Annotated in this window: 18 protein-coding genes; 8 read left to right on the top strand and 10 right to left on the bottom strand. The window is 43.4% G+C overall.

All coding sequences use genetic code 11. The annotated features are described in order from the left end of the window. Window positions 1-36 precede the first annotated feature (36 nt). Window positions 37-666, bottom strand: coding sequence for a 23S rRNA (uridine(2552)-2'-O)-methyltransferase RlmE (gene rlmE / locus H8A87_RS11440; protein ID WP_198690092.1), 630 nt, complete (start codon window positions 664-666; stop codon window positions 37-39). Window positions 667-800: 134 nt separating this feature from the next. Between rlmE and yhbY the strand changes: the two genes are divergently transcribed. Beyond that, complete coding sequence (gene yhbY / locus H8A87_RS11435; RefSeq protein ID WP_198690091.1) at window positions 801-1094, top strand: ribosome assembly RNA-binding protein YhbY; 294 nt, start codon at window positions 801-803, stop codon at window positions 1092-1094. Window positions 1095-1204: 110 nt separating this feature from the next. Here the strand turns inward: yhbY and greA are convergent, their stop codons facing one another. Continuing rightward, on the bottom strand, window positions 1205-1681 hold the full coding sequence (gene greA, locus H8A87_RS11430) for a transcription elongation factor GreA (protein WP_198690090.1): 477 nt from the start codon (window positions 1679-1681) through the stop codon (window positions 1205-1207). A gap of 273 nt (window positions 1682-1954) precedes the next feature. Here greA and dacB point away from each other — a divergent pair, with 273 nt between their 5' ends. Then, on the top strand, window positions 1955-3403 hold the full coding sequence (gene dacB, locus H8A87_RS11425; protein ID WP_198690089.1) for a serine-type D-Ala-D-Ala carboxypeptidase: 1449 nt from the start codon (window positions 1955-1957) through the stop codon (window positions 3401-3403). A 75-nt stretch (window positions 3404-3478) separates the two neighbouring features. Here dacB and cgtA read toward each other — a convergent pair whose 3' ends face one another. The 3 genes from cgtA to rplU all read right to left on the bottom strand — a co-directional run bounded on the left by cgtA (window position 3479) and on the right by rplU (window position 5376). Continuing rightward, window positions 3479-4657: an Obg family GTPase CgtA gene (gene cgtA, locus H8A87_RS11420; protein WP_198690137.1), complete on the bottom strand. Its 1179-nt coding sequence runs from the start codon at window positions 4655-4657 to the stop codon at window positions 3479-3481. Window positions 4658-4789: 132 nt separating this feature from the next. Beyond that, entirely contained in the window at window positions 4790-5047 is a 258-nt protein-coding gene (gene rpmA / locus H8A87_RS11415; protein WP_010845218.1) for a 50S ribosomal protein L27, read from the bottom strand. A 20-nt stretch (window positions 5048-5067) separates the two neighbouring features. Next, window positions 5068-5376, bottom strand: a complete 309-nt coding sequence (gene rplU / locus H8A87_RS11410) for a 50S ribosomal protein L21 (RefSeq protein ID WP_010845219.1) — start codon at window positions 5374-5376, stop codon at window positions 5068-5070. Window positions 5377-5626: 250 nt separating this feature from the next. Between rplU and ispB the strand changes: the two genes are divergently transcribed. Beyond that, window positions 5627-6598, top strand: a complete 972-nt coding sequence (ispB, locus tag H8A87_RS11405; RefSeq protein WP_198690088.1) for an octaprenyl diphosphate synthase — start codon at window positions 5627-5629, stop codon at window positions 6596-6598. A 28-nt stretch (window positions 6599-6626) separates the two neighbouring features. Here the strand turns inward: ispB and H8A87_RS11400 are convergent, their stop codons facing one another. Further along, window positions 6627-7007, bottom strand: coding sequence for a DNA-binding protein (locus H8A87_RS11400; protein ID WP_198690087.1), 381 nt, complete (start codon window positions 7005-7007; stop codon window positions 6627-6629). A 75-nt stretch (window positions 7008-7082) separates the two neighbouring features. Continuing rightward, a complete protein-coding gene (locus H8A87_RS11395) occupies window positions 7083-7430 on the bottom strand; it encodes a DNA-binding protein (RefSeq protein WP_198690086.1) in 348 nt (115 codons plus the stop codon). A gap of 187 nt (window positions 7431-7617) precedes the next feature. On the opposite strand from H8A87_RS11395, the gene H8A87_RS11390 reads away from it, so the two are divergent. Then, entirely contained in the window at window positions 7618-7884 is a 267-nt protein-coding gene (locus H8A87_RS11390) for a helix-turn-helix domain-containing protein (RefSeq protein WP_099112671.1), read from the top strand. A 112-nt stretch (window positions 7885-7996) separates the two neighbouring features. Here H8A87_RS11390 and mdh read toward each other — a convergent pair whose 3' ends face one another. Then, the gene (mdh, locus tag H8A87_RS11385; RefSeq protein WP_198690085.1) at window positions 7997-8935 is read right to left on the bottom strand and encodes a malate dehydrogenase; all 939 of its coding nucleotides are present in this window, start codon (window positions 8933-8935) and stop codon (window positions 7997-7999) included. 435 nt (window positions 8936-9370) lie between these two features. On the opposite strand from mdh, the gene argR reads away from it, so the two are divergent. Beyond that, window positions 9371-9841: a transcriptional regulator ArgR gene (gene argR, locus H8A87_RS11380; protein WP_198690084.1), complete on the top strand. Its 471-nt coding sequence runs from the start codon at window positions 9371-9373 to the stop codon at window positions 9839-9841. A gap of 100 nt (window positions 9842-9941) precedes the next feature. Here argR and mpl read toward each other — a convergent pair whose 3' ends face one another. Next, the gene (gene mpl, locus H8A87_RS11375) at window positions 9942-11312 is read right to left on the bottom strand and encodes a UDP-N-acetylmuramate:L-alanyl-gamma-D-glutamyl-meso-diaminopimelate ligase (RefSeq protein WP_198690083.1); all 1371 of its coding nucleotides are present in this window, start codon (window positions 11310-11312) and stop codon (window positions 9942-9944) included. Window positions 11313-11485: 173 nt separating this feature from the next. On the opposite strand from mpl, the gene fbp reads away from it, so the two are divergent. The 3 genes from fbp to ppa all read left to right on the top strand — a co-directional run bounded on the left by fbp (window position 11486) and on the right by ppa (window position 17186). Next, on the top strand, window positions 11486-12490 hold the full coding sequence (fbp, locus tag H8A87_RS11370) for a class 1 fructose-bisphosphatase (RefSeq protein WP_198690082.1): 1005 nt from the start codon (window positions 11486-11488) through the stop codon (window positions 12488-12490). Between the two features lie 468 nt (window positions 12491-12958). Next, window positions 12959-16393 carry an inverse autotransporter beta domain-containing protein gene (locus H8A87_RS11365; RefSeq protein ID WP_198690081.1) on the top strand — a complete coding sequence of 1145 codons (3435 nt, stop codon included), beginning with the start codon at window positions 12959-12961 and terminating at the stop codon, window positions 16391-16393. Window positions 16394-16655: 262 nt separating this feature from the next. Then, entirely contained in the window at window positions 16656-17186 is a 531-nt protein-coding gene (gene ppa / locus H8A87_RS11360) for an inorganic diphosphatase (RefSeq protein ID WP_198690080.1), read from the top strand. Window positions 17187-17295: 109 nt separating this feature from the next. On the opposite strand, the gene H8A87_RS11355 is transcribed toward ppa, so the two are convergent. After that, on the bottom strand, window positions 17296-17643 hold the full coding sequence (locus H8A87_RS11355) for a gamma-glutamylcyclotransferase family protein (RefSeq protein ID WP_198690079.1): 348 nt from the start codon (window positions 17641-17643) through the stop codon (window positions 17296-17298). Window position 17644 lies beyond the last annotated feature (1 nt).

Genomic DNA, 17644 nt, shown 5'->3' with positions numbered 1-17644 from the left:
ATATTACAACTGTGTTAACAAATAGTAGTCAGGGTACTACACTTTCCGCCCTGTCGCTACAATGTATACTTCACGTGATCGTGCCCGCGAAGCTTCTGGTTTACGAATTTTTATCTTCGTAAAAAGGGAGCGTATTTCCCTCAGGTATTCATCAAAGCCCTCTCCCTGAAACACTTTGACGACAAAACTACCCCCAGGGGCCAGCACATCACGACACATACCCAACGCTAATTCAATCAGATACATGGATCGGGGAATATCGACCTCGGGGGTCCCACTCATATTGGGAGCCATATCCGACATGACGACCTGGACTTTATTATCACCAACTCTCTCAAGCAATGTTTTCAATACAAGTTCATCACGAAAATCCCCTTGAAGGAAATCGACCCCAACTATCGGATCCATTGGCAGAAGATCACAAGCGATCACTCGCCCGCTATTGCCAATCTGACTGACTACGTATTGAGACCACCCCCCCGGAGCAGCGCCTAAATCAACAACGGTCATGCCCGGTTTAAAGATTTTGTCGCTTTGCTGTATCTCATCAAGTTTAAACCAAGCGCGAGAGCGAAGCCCTTTTTTCTGCGCCTGAAGAACATATTTATCACTAAAATGCTCCTGTAACCAGCGACTTGAGCTTGCTGAACGTTTTTTATTGGCCATTGTTATTTCCAACTATACTAATAGAGAGCCTTGTTTTTTTGCGATCTCATATCAAACCACACCACACTTTTATGGTGATAGATATGAGATGGCGGTAGAATATGTCGTTTTCAATCCCAACTAAGCAAAAAACGATGACTCTTAACAAGAAACAAGTCCAATACCTGAAAAGCCTCGCTCATTCATTAAAGCCTGTCGTTATGATCGGCAACAACGGGCTGACCGAAGGCGTATTGGCTGAAATAGAACAAACTCTTTCGCATCACGAGCTTATCAAAGTCAAAGTAGCGGGCGAAGACCGCGAAATCAAAACTTTGATCGCTGAAGCGATTGTTCGTGAAACTGGTGCACATAATGTGCAAATTATTGGGAAAATACTAGTTCTCTACCGTCCATCGAAAGAACGCAAGATTAGTCTACCTAAATAATCACGGCATATTTATACAAAAGTGCCATATTTATTTACCATGATAAAAAAGGCCAAGTTTGGCCTTTTTTTCTTCCATGGCAACGTGAGAGCCGATTGCCATGGTATTTATTAGAGATAATCCACGTTCAAAACTTCGTATTCTACTTGACCGCCAGGCGTGGTGATCACAACAACATCATCCGCTTCTTTACCAATCAGGCCACGGGCAATCGGTGAATTCACAGAAAGAAGATTTTCTTTGATATTCGCTTCATCATCACCCACGATACGGTAAGTTTGCTCTTCATTTGAGTCCACATTCAGTACCTTTACCGTTGCCCCAAAGATCACACGACCGTTGTTGGTCATCTTCGTGACATCAATCACCTGTGCATTGGAAAGTTTGGCCTCAATCTCCTGAATACGACCTTCGCAGAAGCCCTGCTGCTCACGAGCGGCATGATATTCCGCATTCTCTTTCAAATCACCGTGCTCACGCGCATCAGCGATTGCGGTAATAATTTGAGGGCGACGTACATTTTTCAAATGTTCTAATTCTTCGCGCAATTTATCCGCGCCACGTACCGTCATCGGAATTTGTTTCATTTATCAAACCTCTAAATCAATCCTAAGCCCAAACAACATCTTCCTGATTTTTGTAATAACAGCACAATGAGCACACCCTATCAGGCGGGCCTCCAGACAATAAAAGGAGTGTAAACCCAGCATAATCTGAAGTTCACATACATATTTTACCTGCTAATCTATCATTCTAACGTAGAGTTGATGATGGATCATCGTTTACTTTTCCCTGAATTGCACCTTAGTATTATTAATACAAATATTATTGAAATACATCCACCTTCATATGCGAGATCTATGGCTCTTTTAAAAATTACCAGCAGAATAGCTTGTATGCTCAGTTTGAGCCTGAGTGTTTTCAGTGCAAATGCCTCTTTAATCGAAGAAAGCGCTCAATATTTGCCTGCGGGGACTAATGCCTTATTTATCGCCCAAAAAGTTGGCGCAAAAAACCCCTTAATTGATTATCACGGACAACAAATGGCATTACCTGCAAGTACGCAGAAAATTGTGACGGCATTGGCAGCCCTGCTACAGCTTGGTAAGGATTACCATTTTGTAACAACACTGGAAAGTGATGCGAATATCTCGGATGGCGTATTAGAAGGTAATCTGACGGCTCGCTTTGTAGGCGATCCGATGCTCACACGTTCGCAACTGCGCAATATGGTTGAGGCATTAAAACAATCCGGCATAAAACAAATTGATGGCGACCTCGTCATAGACATTTCAATTTTCGCCAGCCACGATAAAGCGCCTGGCTGGGTATGGAACGACATGACCCAGTGTTTCAGCGCCCCTCCAGCCGCCGCAATTGTGGATAAAAACTGCTTTTCGGTTTCACTTTACAGCTCAGAGCAACCCGGTGAACTAGCATTTGTCCGTGCTCCCTCTTTTTATCCTGTTAATGTACTCAGTGAAGTAAAAACTTTAGCCAAAGGCTCACCAGAAGCAAAATACTGCGAACTTGATGTCACTTCAGGTGAATTGAACCGATATACCCTCACAGGCTGCCTCACTCAGCGTGATGAACCACTCCCATTGGCATTCGCCATCCAGAATGGTGCCAGTTATGCCGGTACGATTCTGAAAAATGAACTGAGTATTGCAGGTATTGAATTAAGAGGTCATATACGACGCCAATCGATTCCTGAGCAACCCAAAAAGATCCTCGCCCTGAATCAATCAATACCGTTACATAATATGCTAAAAATCATGTTGAAAAAGTCAGATAACATGATTGCGGATACCCTCTTTCGTACCCTTGGCCACCGCTATTTTAACGTTCCCGGGACATGGCGGGCAGGCTCTGATGCAGTTCGTCAGATTTTGAAACAAAAAGCCGGCATTGATTTAGGCAATACCGTCATGGTGGATGGCTCAGGCCTTTCACGCCACAATTTAATTACACCTGCAACCATGATGGAGATATTGCAATTTATTGCTCTACATAATGATGAACTAGATTTCATCTCCATGCTGCCTCGGTCAGGATATGATGGTACTTTGGCTTATCGCCCTGGACTGCACGAAGCAGGTGTGGATGGTAAGGTATTTGCCAAAACGGGGTCATTGCAAGGAGTTTATAATCTTGCCGGGTTTATCACTGCCACCAGCGGACAGCAAATCGCTTTCGTCCAATTTATCTCTACTTACTCAGTTTCCCCCGAAGATCAACGAACCCGTCGTGTTCTATTGACGCGTTTCGAAAATCATTTATATAAATCGTTATACCAGAATCATTAATCAAAAACGGTTAAACGGAAAAAGGGCGCTAAAAAAGTAGCGCCCTTTTGTCATATTCGACGTCTTACATGAAGACTAATGTTTATAAATAAACTCAACGCCTTCGTCGTCTTCTTCGTCCCAGTCGTCATCCCAATCATCACTATCACCATCATCAGGCGATTGCTGCAACTGTTCCTTATGGTAGTCATCCCACATGAATTCAACTTTTTCAGGTTGGGCTTCTTCCGACGCTTCCAGACTACGAGGCTGCGTCTTCATGAACTCCATAATGTCCCAGCAAAGCTCTTTCACGCCCTGACGGTTCATAGCTGAAATCATGTAATAATCGCCTTCCCAACCAAGCTCATCAGCAATGTTTTTTGCCCGCTGTTTAGCTTCTTCTGGATCGATCAAATCAACTTTGTTGAATACCAACCAACGTGGTTTTTCTGCCAGTTTTTCACTGTACTTATGCAGCTCTTTGATGATGATACGAGCGTTTTCAACCGGATCAGATTCATCGATTGGGCAGAGATCAATCAAGTGCAGCAATACACGACAACGTTCCAAATGTTTCAGGAAACGAATGCCCAAACCAGCACCATCTGACGCTCCTTCAATTAAACCGGGAATATCCGCTACCACAAAGCTTTGCTCGTTATCCATGCGCACAACACCAAGGCTTGGTACCAATGTTGTAAATGGATAATCAGCGACTTTAGGTTTTGCTGCCGAAACAGCACGAATAAAGGTGGATTTGCCTGCATTTGGCATCCCCAGCATGCCCACATCTGCCAACAGCATGAGTTCCATCATCAGCTCGCGGCTTTCTCCTGGTGTTCCCATGGTTCTTTGACGCGGAGCACGGTTCACAGAAGATTTAAAGCGGGTATTACCAAGACCGTGGAAACCACCTTTTGCGACCATAAAACGCTGTTCATGGCGCAGCATGTCTCCAAGCACTTCTCCTGTGGCAATATCACGCACACGGGTTCCTACTGGAACCTTAATGGTAATATCCTGACCACGTTTACCTGTGCAATCGCGACTTTGTCCATTTTGACCACGTTCAGCGCGGAAGGATTTTTCAAAACGGTAGTCAATCAGCGTATTGAGGTTTTCATCTGCCAGCAGATAGACGTCACCGCCGTCACCACCATCACCGCCGTCCGGTCCACCTTTTGGAATATATTTCTCTCGACGGAAGCTGACGCAACCATTGCCACCATCTCCCGCTACAACCAGTATTCTGGCTTCATCTACAAATTTCATCATTTTTCTCCGTAGGATAGCCACTATAATGCTGGATGGCTGCTGTACCCAGAGATGGCATAATCCAAAATATAAAAAGCCCCGCAACACACATTGCAGGGCTTCCGATTCGACTAAGATTCAAAAAAAAAATTATTCAGCTTCGATGCTGATAAATTTACGATTTTTTGGACCTTTAACTTCGAATTTAATTTTTCCGTCAGCTAATGCGAACAGGGTGTGGTCACGACCACAACCTACGTTGTTGCCTGCGTGGAATTTAGTACCACGTTGACGAACGATGATGCTGCCTGCTAAAACAGACTCACCACCAAAACGTTTTACACCCAGACGTTTACTTTCAGAATCGCGACCGTTACGAGTCGAGCCGCCAGCCTTTTTGTGTGCCATTAATCTGCTCTCCTAAAATCTTAAGCGATGCCAGTGATTTTAACATCGGTGAACCACTGACGGTGGCCCTGCTGTTTACGGCTGTGTTTACGACGACGAAACTTAACGATTTTAATTTTCTCGCCACGACCGTGAGCAACAACTTCAGCTTTAATTTTAACGCCTTCAACTACTGGAGCGCCGATTTTGATATCTTCGCCATTAGCGACCATCAGCACCTGGTCAAACTCAACAGTTTCACCTGTTGCGATGTCCAGCTTTTCCAAGCGAATTGTTTGGCCTTCGCTTACTCGGTGTTGTTTACCACCACTTTGGAAAACTGCGTACATATAAACTCCGCTTTCCGCGCACCCCCTAAAATTCTTCCCAGAGCGCGCTATAAAATATTCACAATAGGGCGCGAATTCTACGCAAAAACCGCTTGGAAGACAAGTGCAGAATTAGAACAGATGAGAAAAAAACGGAGTTTTTCAATTGTCATTTATTTGAACGGTTTTTCAAGTACAATCGATATATCGTGATATCTATTGATATGCTAATTAATGAGTACAGCTCTGCATCGGAGCCCAAAGCCAAAACATGAATTTAGAATCGATAATGAAGCTCACCGCTGATGATATGGCAGCGGTTAATGAAACCATTCTTAACCAATTAAATTCTGACGTTGCGCTGATCAACCAACTTGGTTACTACATTATCAGCGGCGGTGGAAAGCGTATTCGCCCAATGATTGCAGTACTGGCTGGCAAAGCGCTGCATTGCGAAGAAGAAAAACACATCAAAGTTGCTGCCTTGATTGAATTTATTCACACTGCAACATTGTTGCATGATGATGTCGTTGATGAATCTGACATGCGCCGTGGCAAGGCAACGGCCAACTCCATTTATGGCAATGCAGCCAGTGTCCTTGTGGGCGATTTTATCTATACGCGCTCATTTCAGATGATGACCGGCCTTGACTCCATGCGCGTATTAAAACTGATGTCTGACGCTACAAATGTCATTGCTGAAGGTGAGGTGATGCAGTTGATGAACTGTAATGATCCTGATATCTCAGAAGATGATTATATGCGCGTCATTTATAGTAAAACGGCCCGCCTGTTTGAAGTCGCTGCACATTCAGCAGCCATTCTCGCCAATGCAACCCCTGAGCAAGAAATAGCACTGCGTGATTATGGCCGTTACCTTGGCACTGCGTTTCAGTTAATTGATGATCTGCTTGATTATGATTCAGATAACAGCACGCTCGGTAAGAATACAGGGGACGACCTCAATGAAGGCAAACCCACATTACCCCTTCTGCACGCCATGAACCATGGAACACCGGAACAGTCCGCACTGATACGCGGTGCCATTGAGAAAGGAAATGGCCGCCATTTATTGGATACCGTACTAGCAACAATGAAACAATGTGGTTCACTTAAATACACCCGCCAACGTGCGGAAGAAGAAGCGGATAAGGCCATTTCAGCGTTGCAAATACTGGAAGACACTCCATACAAGGCGGCCCTTGTGGGGTTAGCCCATGTCGCCGTACAGCGACTTTCCTGAGCCGAAATCAATCAGTATCCCAGATTGTTCAATCTGGGATACTGTCTTTACTATCAAACTCTTGAATTCCTACGTATTGGACAAGGCTAGCGAGCCCTTTTCTCAAAATGAACTTAACCATTCGTTCCCTTTCGGATTTGGTCAACTGATAGTACGCTTCCACCCAAATCATAAATGGGTCCTGTCGTTTATTCCGGTAATACTCGACTGAATGTTCACTGACAGTCAGTACATTCAGAACTTCTTCAGGCAAACTGCTGACACTATATTCGAGTGCCTTTCCCTGCACTCCACGCTTACGCCGTTGTTCCCAGCCCTCGCGTCTTGCCATCAGATTAACTCCTTGGGGAGACGATGGCAGCCCTGCGAGGCCGATGAGTTCCTTTGCAGAATACCATTCTTTTTTCATCTCTTTCTCCTCGCTTTGTACTGGAACAGTGAAGAAAAAGCCAAATTTTAAACATTTGGCTTTTCAAAAACTGCCTCAAGTAGCTGTGATTTTTTCCAAAAAACTTCTTATGCCATCTCGTAATATCACTGCGATAATTACCTCCTTTTCTTCCTCGGTGAGTAAATTAAATGCACTTACCCAAATGGATAAAGGATCTTGTCTCTGAACCTGATATTCCGCTGATGTTTCATGAAGTTCCAAAGCCGACAAGGTTGATTCAGGAAAACAAGAGTAATGGTATTCAATCGCCCTTCCTTGAACACCTGCTCGTTTTTGCCTCAACCATTCTTCACGTTTTGCTCTGGCATTAACTCCTTGTGGTGATCTAGGTAACTCGCCTACACCGGTCAACTCCATTGCCGTATACCACTCTTTTTTCATAATGTTTCTCTATTTTTGTAACCAAGTTCAAAAAAGAAGTTATTAAGAAAAAATTAGAAATATTTTTAGAAAAAATAATGTTATTTTATTTTCTTAATAACAGATTCGTGTTCGTTATTAATTTCACACTAACACTTTAGTTATACCACTAATGTGGCTTCAAATTTAATAGGAAAGGATTAAAAAAATGATTTCTATGAAATCGGATTGGCATCCTGCTGATATTATTGCCGCTTTACGTAAACGTGGAACCACGCTGGCAGCGGTTTCTCGTGAAGCGGGGTTGAGCTCATCAACTTTGGCGAATACACTTTCTCGCCCATGGCCCAAGGGAGAATGGATAATAGCGAATTACTTAGAATTGCATCCGTCTGAAATATGGCCAAGCCGTTATTTCGATCCCCATACAGGAGAACTATTAGAAAGAAAAGTTCGAGATAAAAAGAATAATTAGCTATCAATATAATTCTTCAAAGAAAAACCGCTAGTTATTTTCAAACTAGCGGTTTTAGTTATCTAATATATTTAACTTAATTCGTATATTAATAAATTACGAATTAAGCAAATTAACCATTAATAAATTCTTCGCCCAATTTAATATCCTTCTTCAAAACATCCAGCATGTTATCTAATGACTTCTGTTCAAAATCACTCAGATTGCCAATATCTAAACGTTCTTCGATACCATTTTTACCTACGCGAACAGGTTGAGCGAAGAAACGGGCATATTTGCCGTCACCTTCAACATAGCTGCATTCGATAACGTTGCTTTCGCCTTGCAGACCACGGAGCAGAGAAAGCCCCATACGTGCTGCTGCCTGTCCCATAGACAGGGTTGCAGACCCGCCACCCGCTTTCGCTTCAACCACTTCAGTACCTGCGTTTTGGATACGTTTGGTCAATGCTTCAATTTCTTCATCAGTGAAGCTAACACCTGGAATTTGAGAAAGCAGGGGCAGAATAGTCACGCCTGAATGCCCACCAATCACCGGAATTTCCAGTTCTTCTGGTTTCTTGCCTTTCAGTTCAGCAATAAAGGTGTTGGAACGGATAATATCCAGCGTTGTCACACCAAACAGACGGTTCTTATCGTAAACGCCTTCTTTTTTCAGAACCTCAGCCGCAATTGCCACGGTGGTATTGACTGGGTTTGTGATAATCCCGATTAGTGCTTTTGGGCACGTTTTGGCAATCTGCTGAACCAGATTACGAATGATCCCCGCATTGATATTGAACAGATCGGAACGATCCATACCAGGTTTACGTGCCACGCCCGCAGAGATCAGTACTACATCTGCGCCTACCAGTGCAGGGGTTGCATCTTCACCCGCAAAACCAGTGACTTTCACTGCCGTTGGGATATGGCTCAGATCGGCTGCCACACCTGGGGTCACCGGAGCAATATCATACAAGGAAAGTTCTGAACCTGAAGGAAGCTGGGTCTTGAGTAGAAGGGCAAGTGCCTGACCAATACCACCGGCTGCACCGAGAACTGCAACTTTCATCCTGATACTCCTTAAATGAGTGCTGTAAATCACTACGTATTAAAAACAATCTGTTAACAGCCAGATTATCCACCTAATGGCTTGATGATAGGACATCAAAGTTGTTTTATTCTAGACAAAAGGCTTATCTGTTAATGAGATAACGGACACTTTTTTGAGAATTATTCCAGTTATATCATTAATCAATTAATTGATTACCTTACACTTCCCTTTCTCATCAAACAACACCATTTAATTAACAATACATTTACTATGTTTAATCTGTCAGAAAAAAATGAGCAAAAATAACATTATCAATTCCCTAACGATCAATAGGGTAATATGGGAAGAATATGCATTTATGTTCTATATTTTGGTTTTTTCTTCTCTTTCTTGAATAAAAATTCACTCTTTCGCATAATGTCTGCCTCATAATGGATTCAACGATGGTGAAATATGCGTGTTCCTTCGAAACAGGAAGATTTGGTAAAAGCTTTCAAGGCATTATTGAAAGAAGAAAAATTCAGCTCTCAAGGTGAAATTGTTTCAGCACTTCAGGATGAAGGGTTTGAAAATATCAACCAATCTAAAGTTTCCAGAATGCTGACGAAATTTGGTGCTGTCCGAACCCGTAATGCAAAAATGGAAATGGTTTACTGCCTACCAGCAGAACTGGGGGTGCCCACGGCCACCAGCCCATTAAAAAATCTGGTATTAGATGTCGATTATAATCATAGCGTTGTGGTCATACGTACCAGCCCAGGTGCAGCGCAGTTAATTGCACGCCTGTTAGATTCATTGGGTAAAGCAGAAGGGATTCTTGGCAGCATTGCGGGCGATGACACTATTTTTTCCACGCCAGCACAAAACCTTACGACAAAACAGTTGTATGAGGCGCTCCTCAATCTGTTTGATCAAGAACTTTAATCCGGCTCTGCTGTATACCAATAAAACCAACAAACATACACGGCAGATCAAGGGGATCGTCCAACGGGTGCGATCCCCCCTATTCTGACGAATGCCTCAATTAAACCGCATGTGCTTTCTTAGCCAATTCAGCCAGCAATTTCTCGTGAATGCCACCAAATCCACCGTTGCTCATAATCAAGATATGATCGCCCGGCTGTGCCGTTTCAACAATCATCCGAACCAAAGTATCAATATCAGCACTCCAACGAGCGGGCTGAATACACTGTTCAGCAATTTCAATAACCTGCCACGGAATATTGGTCGGCTGATAGAGAAAGACTTCATCGGCACGTCCCATGGAAGGCGCGATATCATTTTTGCTCATGCCCATTTTCATGGTATTCGAACGAGGTTCCAGCACAGCAAGAATACGGGCCATTCCGCCTACTTTACTTCTCAACGCTTCCATTGTGGCTAAGATAGCCGTCGGATGATGAGCAAAATCATCATAAACCGAGATACCGTTCACTTCTCCACTCAGTTCAAGGCGACGGCGGGCATTGATAAACTCACCCAGTACCTGGCAGGCATCCGCAGGTTGAACCCCGACATGATGGGCTGCCGCAATTGCGATCAAACCATTATGCATATTGTGTTCACCAACTAATGACCAGTTCACTTCACCAACCCATTCGCCATGATGGAATACTTGGTAGTTACTACTATCCTGACTGACTTTCTTCGCCTGCCAGTTCCCGGTTTCCCCTAACTGCTCTAGCTCACTCCAGTATCCCATTGAGAGTACATGTTTCAGATTAATGTCATTATCAGGAACAATGATCTTACCCATGCTCGGCACAACTCTGACAAGATGATGGAATTGTTTTTGAATAGCTGCCAGATTTTCGAAAATATCGGCATGATCAAATTCAAGGTTGTTCATGATCAGTGTGCGGGGACTGTAATGCACGAATTTTGAACGCTTATCAAAAAAAGCACTGTCGTACTCATCCGCTTCAATCACAAAAAACGGGCTTTCGCCGATTTGTGCTGAAACCTCAAAATTACCCGGCACACCACCGATCAGAAATCCCGGTTTATAACCACACTGTTCTAGAATCCATGCCAGCATGCCAGCCGTTGTTGTTTTACCGTGTGTTCCTGCGACAGCCAATACCCAACGTTCAGGTAACACGTGATCATGCAACCATTGCGGACCAGAAGTATAAGGAATGCCACGATCCAGCACCGCTTCTACACAAGGATTGCCACGTGTCATAGCATTACCAATGATCACCATATCCGGCTCAGAATCGAGTTGAGCAGGATCGTATCCTTGCACCAGCTCAATACCCTGTTTTTCCAGCAAGGTGCTCATTGGTGGATACACATTGGCATCGGAGCCAGTCACCTCATGACCCAATGAACGAGCAAGGATCGCCAGCCCTCCCATGAAAGTACCGCAAATGCCAAGAATATGAATACGCATTTATTTCTACCCAATATCATGAACTGTATCACTATTCTAACCATCAAATCGGAGATTAGAAATGCAATAGCCTATGAATCATTTGATTCTTTAGCTAAACTGCCCGCGCATGAGTGCGACACAAAACGTGAAGCACGCTTTCTAAAACCACAATCAAATTCAAGGCCTTTGTCATGAAAACATTAGGCGAATTCATCGTCGAAAAACAGCAAGACTTTCCTCATGCTACAGGTGAACTGACCGCACTGCTATCTGCCATCAAATTAGGCGCCAAAATCATTCATAGGGATATCAATAAAGCGGGTCTGGTGGATATTTTAGGCGCTAGCGGTGTATCCAATGTTCAGGGCGAGGTTCAGATGAAACTGGATCTGTATGCCAATGAAAAACTCAAGGCAGCCCTGAAAGCACGCGGTGAAGTTGCAGGTATCGCTTCTGAAGAAGAAGACGAGATCGTTATTTTTGATGGCGACCGAGCAGAAAATGCGAAGTATGTTGTTTTGATGGATCCACTGGATGGTTCTTCGAATATTGATGTAAACGTTTCCGTCGGGACTATTTTCTCGATTTACCATCGAATTACTCCGATCGGGCAGCCTGTAACTGAAGAAGATTTCCTGCAACCGGGGAATCGTCAGGTTGCAGCAGGTTATGTGGTTTATGGCTCATCCACGATGCTGGTTTATACCACAGGTTGTGGCGTTCATACTTTCACTTACGATCCTTCCCTTGGCGTTTTCTGTCTAACCCATGAAAAAGTCCAATTCCCAGAAAAAGGCAATATGTACTCTATCAACGAAGGGAACTACATCAAATTCCCAATGGGTGTGAAAAAGTACATCAAATATTGTCAGGAGCAAGATGAGGAGACCCAACGCCCTTATACGACTCGTTATATCGGCTCTCTGGTTGCTGATTTCCACCGCAACCTGCTGAAAGGCGGCATCTATATTTATCCAAGCACAGCAAGCCATCCAACCGGAAAACTGCGCCTACTGTACGAATGCAATCCAATTGCACTCTTGGCAGAACAGGCCGGAGGAAAAGCCAGTGATGGTGCAAACCGCATTCTGGATATCGTGCCAAATCAATTGCACCAACGTGTGCCTTTCTTTGTCGGCACAAAATCGATGGTAGAGAAAGCAGAAAGTTTTATGGCTGAGTTTCCGAGTGAGTAAGCAGTTCGATTAAGTGATGAATTAAAGAGGCGAAACCCCGCCTCTTTAAATATTCCCCATCTTTCAAGCCACAGCTTTGTTGGCTACATATACTCATTACAATCACGCAGTTATAATAAAATTATATATTCCCCTAATTATTTTCTCTCTTAAAGCAGTGCGGAAACTTGAGATCTATTATTCGTATATTCCCACAGATAATTCACATAATTACTGAAATCACCTCTTTTTTTCATGAAAAATAAAATCAATCACCAGTACAAATAAAGCGATTACTTTTTGTTAGCAGCTGATAATAATTTTTCATTACGCAGGATAACAAAAGCTTTCCTAATGTATGTAGGTATGGGGAATATTATCTTTTTTATATTAATGAGATAGCTATACCCAATAAAACTGTAAATTTTAACATCAAAGATGTGACACTTAAGCGCTGGCGACAGCCCATATTTTATGAGGAATTCATATATGGACTTGTATATTAGTCATAAAGTCATTCGGCTTTCTGTTCTGGTATATTCGCTTTTTTTACCGTTTACTCCGATGAGTGCATTTTCGGTAGGTGAAAAAGCTCATGATAATAAAACAGAAAGAAAATTCTTACAGAAATCGGAAAGTGAAAATAACACCAATAATGTGGAAGATGATAAAGCGGGCATCATTGCCAAAAATATCCATAAGGTTGGTAATATGCTGTCCTCTTCCCCATCCCAGTTAACGGAGCAGGCTAAATCCTACGCGTTGGGGAAAATAAATAATACGATATCCACGGAAACCCAAAAATGGCTGTCCCAATTTGGGACAGCCAGAATTAATTTTTCCCTCGATAGAAAAGGAAAATTGGATAACGGCTCCTTGGATCTGCTGTTACCGCTCTACGACAATAAAACGGATTGGCTGTTTTTCTCCCAATTAGGTTATCGCAATAAAGACAGTCGCCATACCCTAAACCTTGGTCTCGGTGGCCGTTATTTCACGCCCAGTTGGATGTATGGCTTAAACACCTTCTTTGACCATGATGTGACAGGAAAAAATAAACGTTTGGGATTGGGAGGAGAGGCCTGGACGGATTACGTCAAACTTTCTGCCAATACATACTGGCGCCTGAGCAATTGGCATCAATCACCGAAAGAACGGGACTACGAAGAACGCCCAGCCAATGGGTTTGATCTGAACAGTGAGTTCTTCTTGCCAGCTTACCCGAATCTTGGCGGTAAATTGAGTTATGAACAGTACTTTGGCGATAACGTCGCTCTGTTCAATCGCGATACCAAGCAGAAAGATCCTAGCCTTGCCCGATTTGGCCTGAATTATACCCCTATCCCACTAGTAACCATGGGTGTGGATTATAAGCTCGGGAGTGGTGGGAGTAGTGAAACCCTCTTCCAAGCTAATCTGAATTATCGTTTTGGTACGCCTTTTGATGCCCAAATCTCACCTGATAACGTTGCTTCCATGCGCACATTAGCGGGAAGCCGTTATGATCTGGTTGAAAGAAACAACAACATCGTACTGGACTACAAGAAAAAGCAGGAGTTAACCATTACTCTGCCAGATACCCTAAGCGGGCATGGCTCCCAATCCGTTCGAGTGGACGCCAAGATTACTTCCGACAAACCACTGAGGGAAGTTAATTGGAAAGCCAGTAAAGGATTCAGGGAAAACGGAGGAATTATCTCAAACAATGATAGTTATGCAGAACTCGTGTTGCCGAAGTATGTTAACAAAGGAACCAACAGATATACCCTGTTTGCCACCGCTGAAGAAAAAGAGGGTGGTAACCCCAAAACAGCTCAAATGAGTGTAGTCGTTGAGCCTTTTATCATTAAAGACCAAAGCATCGAGCCAAATGGGAAAGGCCCCGTGATTGCCGATGGTAATTCATTCTATAATCTGGCGGCAACCATCACCTACGGCAATAAAGATAATGCTCCTCTCCCGGGAAATAGAGCGATTCCTGGCGTAAACTGGAGCATCGAACCATCTAATTCCAATGCAAAATTGCTCTGGGAGCCATCAGGAACAACCAATGACCAAGGTCAGTTAACCGCGACCTTGAGCAGTACCACCCCCCTCAGCAAAGATACCAAGGTTTATCTGACAATGGATGGTATGGACAAAATGGAGATAAAAAGCGATACACCACTCACTTTTACGAGTGTTAACTCCAAATACCAGATCACTCAGCAGCAGATTGAGCCAACAGCGCCGCTCTCAATTCATGACAAAGATAATAGTTATATCTTTACGGCCACGATATTGGGTCAGGACGGGAAACCACTGGAGAATCAGAAGATTGAAGCTAATTGGACTGCAACCCCTAATGATGGCGTGGAATTGAAACCGAGTGGCGGCACCAACAACACCACCAACGATCAGGGACAATTGAGTGCGACTTTGAAAATTACCAAAATCAAAGCTCAGGACATCACTGTTACACTTTCTATTGTGGATGGTCCAAATGAGGTGTTTAAGCCGGTCAAATTTGTCGATGATGCCAACGAATCTATTAAGATCAAAGAAATTAAGTTGGAGAGCCCTGGACCTTACCCAGCAACGGGTAACAAGTTCAAAGTGAAGGCTCAACTAATCAAGCAAAGTGGCACTTATGTTAAGAATGAACCAGTGAAATTAAAATGGACCACAGTAACAGAACCTGCGGGATTACAGGGATTCCATATTGAACCATCAGGAAGTACTACTGCGACACCAGATAATAAAGGCTGGGTCACAGCTTATTTCACCAGCACCCAAGCTGTGAAAAATGCCAAAATTGGATTGTTGCTTGTTGAGGAGAATTTAGAAGCCCTCTCTGATGCATTCGATTTTATCGCACCGACACCAGCGGTTCTGAACGCTTCGCTCGGCGAAATAACTCCACCTACTGGATCATTGATAGGTGATGGAGAAACAAAGTATCCCTTTAAGGTGAAAGTAATTGGCACAGGAGGCACAAACCCTATGCCATACCAAAGCCTTTCGGGTGTCACATGGAGTATAAAAGACAATAAATTGCCAGACAATGTTAAGATCCATGCTCCTGAGAATCCGACCACGGATGCAGACGGTTATTTGACTGCCTCTTTGACGAGTAATGTCGGTACTGTTGATGCTGTTATTGTCCAAGTATCCTTAGATGGTGCACCCGGGAAACAATCCGCCCCTGTGAACTTCGAGGCTGTAGAACAACTAGCAGGCATGCGGATGACAACAAAAGGCACATCCAACAGTAAGGATATCCCTTCTACACAACAGGAAAGGCCTTACAACGTCCATACCGAACTAGTAGTTACCCTACTAACACCGGAAGAAAACAAAGAGATACTCTTGGGTGGCCCGCATGATGTAAAAATCGAGTCTTCCAATACAAACATAGCGAAGGTAGATGATAAAGGTCGGATTACATTCCCTCTTGAGACTTTTGACATAGGCCAAGGGCCGACAAAGGTTACAGCCTCGGTAACAAATAAGGGAACAGGCAAAAAGTCGACCTATGTTTATACTTTCAACCCTCAAATATATGTATTTCTCCCAACAACCGACAAATCTCATGTGGGTGGCGTTTTGGATCGCACTTTTGAATGTAAATCCCTTGATCCGAAGTACACTTATAACCGCGACGCAATCACTCTGACTTTACAAGACATAGGAGCAACTGACACATACCTTACCGAAAACTCATACAGTTATGAGTATGACAAAGTCCATTTCCCAGACTTCGGAGTTTTAGCTACACCTAATAGTGACAATCCGTACCTTAAAGTCTGGAGCTACGATACGAAGCATGGTGAGGCATATGACTATCGTAAAAGGGAATTATTACCTTTCGATGAAGTGAAAGAGGTTGATGTTAACACTGAAACTAAAGTTAAATTAATATGTAAACTTAGGTTTGAAGAATAAGACTGACTGCTAGATTAAGTCGCGATTAATACAGAATAAGTACAGGCTCAATAATAATTGGGTCTGTGCTTTTTTACAGTATTCTTCTCCTGCTGTTTTATCGAAATGCTCCCACTTCACATCATTCAGTATCAAACAAGAAATTTCCAATAACTTCACTTCTCTGGTAGCTGCCTGCAACCGAAAAATCCGAGGACATTAAGCCTGTTTTGGCTATAATACCCCACACTCCATTTTGGTTTGAAATTGAAGGAAACCTTTTATGAGCCTGAACAACGTACCAGCAGGCAAAGATCTGCCTGAAGATATCTATGTCATCATTGAGATCCCTGCGAACGCTGATCCGATTAAGTATGAAGTAGACAAAGAATCTGGTGCTCTGTTTGTAGACCGTTTCATGTCAACAGCTATGTTTTACCCATGCAACTACGGCTACATCAACAATACCTTGTCCCTTGACGGTGACCCAGTTGACGTACTGGTTCCAACTCCATACCCATTACAGCCAGGTTCCGTTATTCGCTGCCGTCCAGTCGGTGTTCTGAAAATGACCGACGAATCTGGTGAAGATGCGAAATTGGTTGCAGTTCCTCATACCAAACTGAGTAAAGAATACGATCACATCAAAGATGTGGACGACCTGCCAGAACTGCTGCGGGCGCAAATCACTCACTTCTTTGAGCACTACAAAGATCTGGAAAAAGGCAAGTGGGTTAAAGTTGACGGTTGGGACAATGTCGAAGCGGCTAAAGCTGAAATTATGTCTTCTTTCGAACGCGCTGCAAAAAAATAATCCTAACGGATAACAGCAGGTTTTGATTCCCAAAAACCTCTGTCCCCTATAGGGACAGAGGTTTTTGTTTAGCTTCCGATTTTATTAACAAACAGCGAATCGCTGGTCTTTATTCTTCTCCGTCGCGTTTTAACCAATCACCACTTGTTATCCGACACAATCCCTCGACAGGCAATTTATAGAGATAGATCCATGCCTTGCCGTAAGGTGTTTCAATGAGTTCCCTTTGGTACTCCTGATAGTTCTTTTTCAACTCATCCAGCTCTGTCAGGATGGATGGCGAAATGCGATATACTTCGCATTCGATTGTCCCTTCGCCACGAATAACCGCCGGATAATGCCCAAGATCATAAATTTCATAACCTTCTAACCTGTGTTTTCCTAACAGTTGAGCATCTGTCATCCAGTGATGATTACCTTGTTTGCGCCTCAGGCTACCATAAACAATAACTCGCATT

It is taken from the genome of Xenorhabdus lircayensis (assembly GCF_016306625.1).
Taxonomy (GTDB): domain Bacteria; phylum Pseudomonadota; class Gammaproteobacteria; order Enterobacterales; family Enterobacteriaceae; genus Xenorhabdus; species Xenorhabdus lircayensis.
The sequence above is the reverse complement of the archived record's forward strand: the minus strand, read 5'-3'. Positions and strand labels throughout refer to the sequence as shown.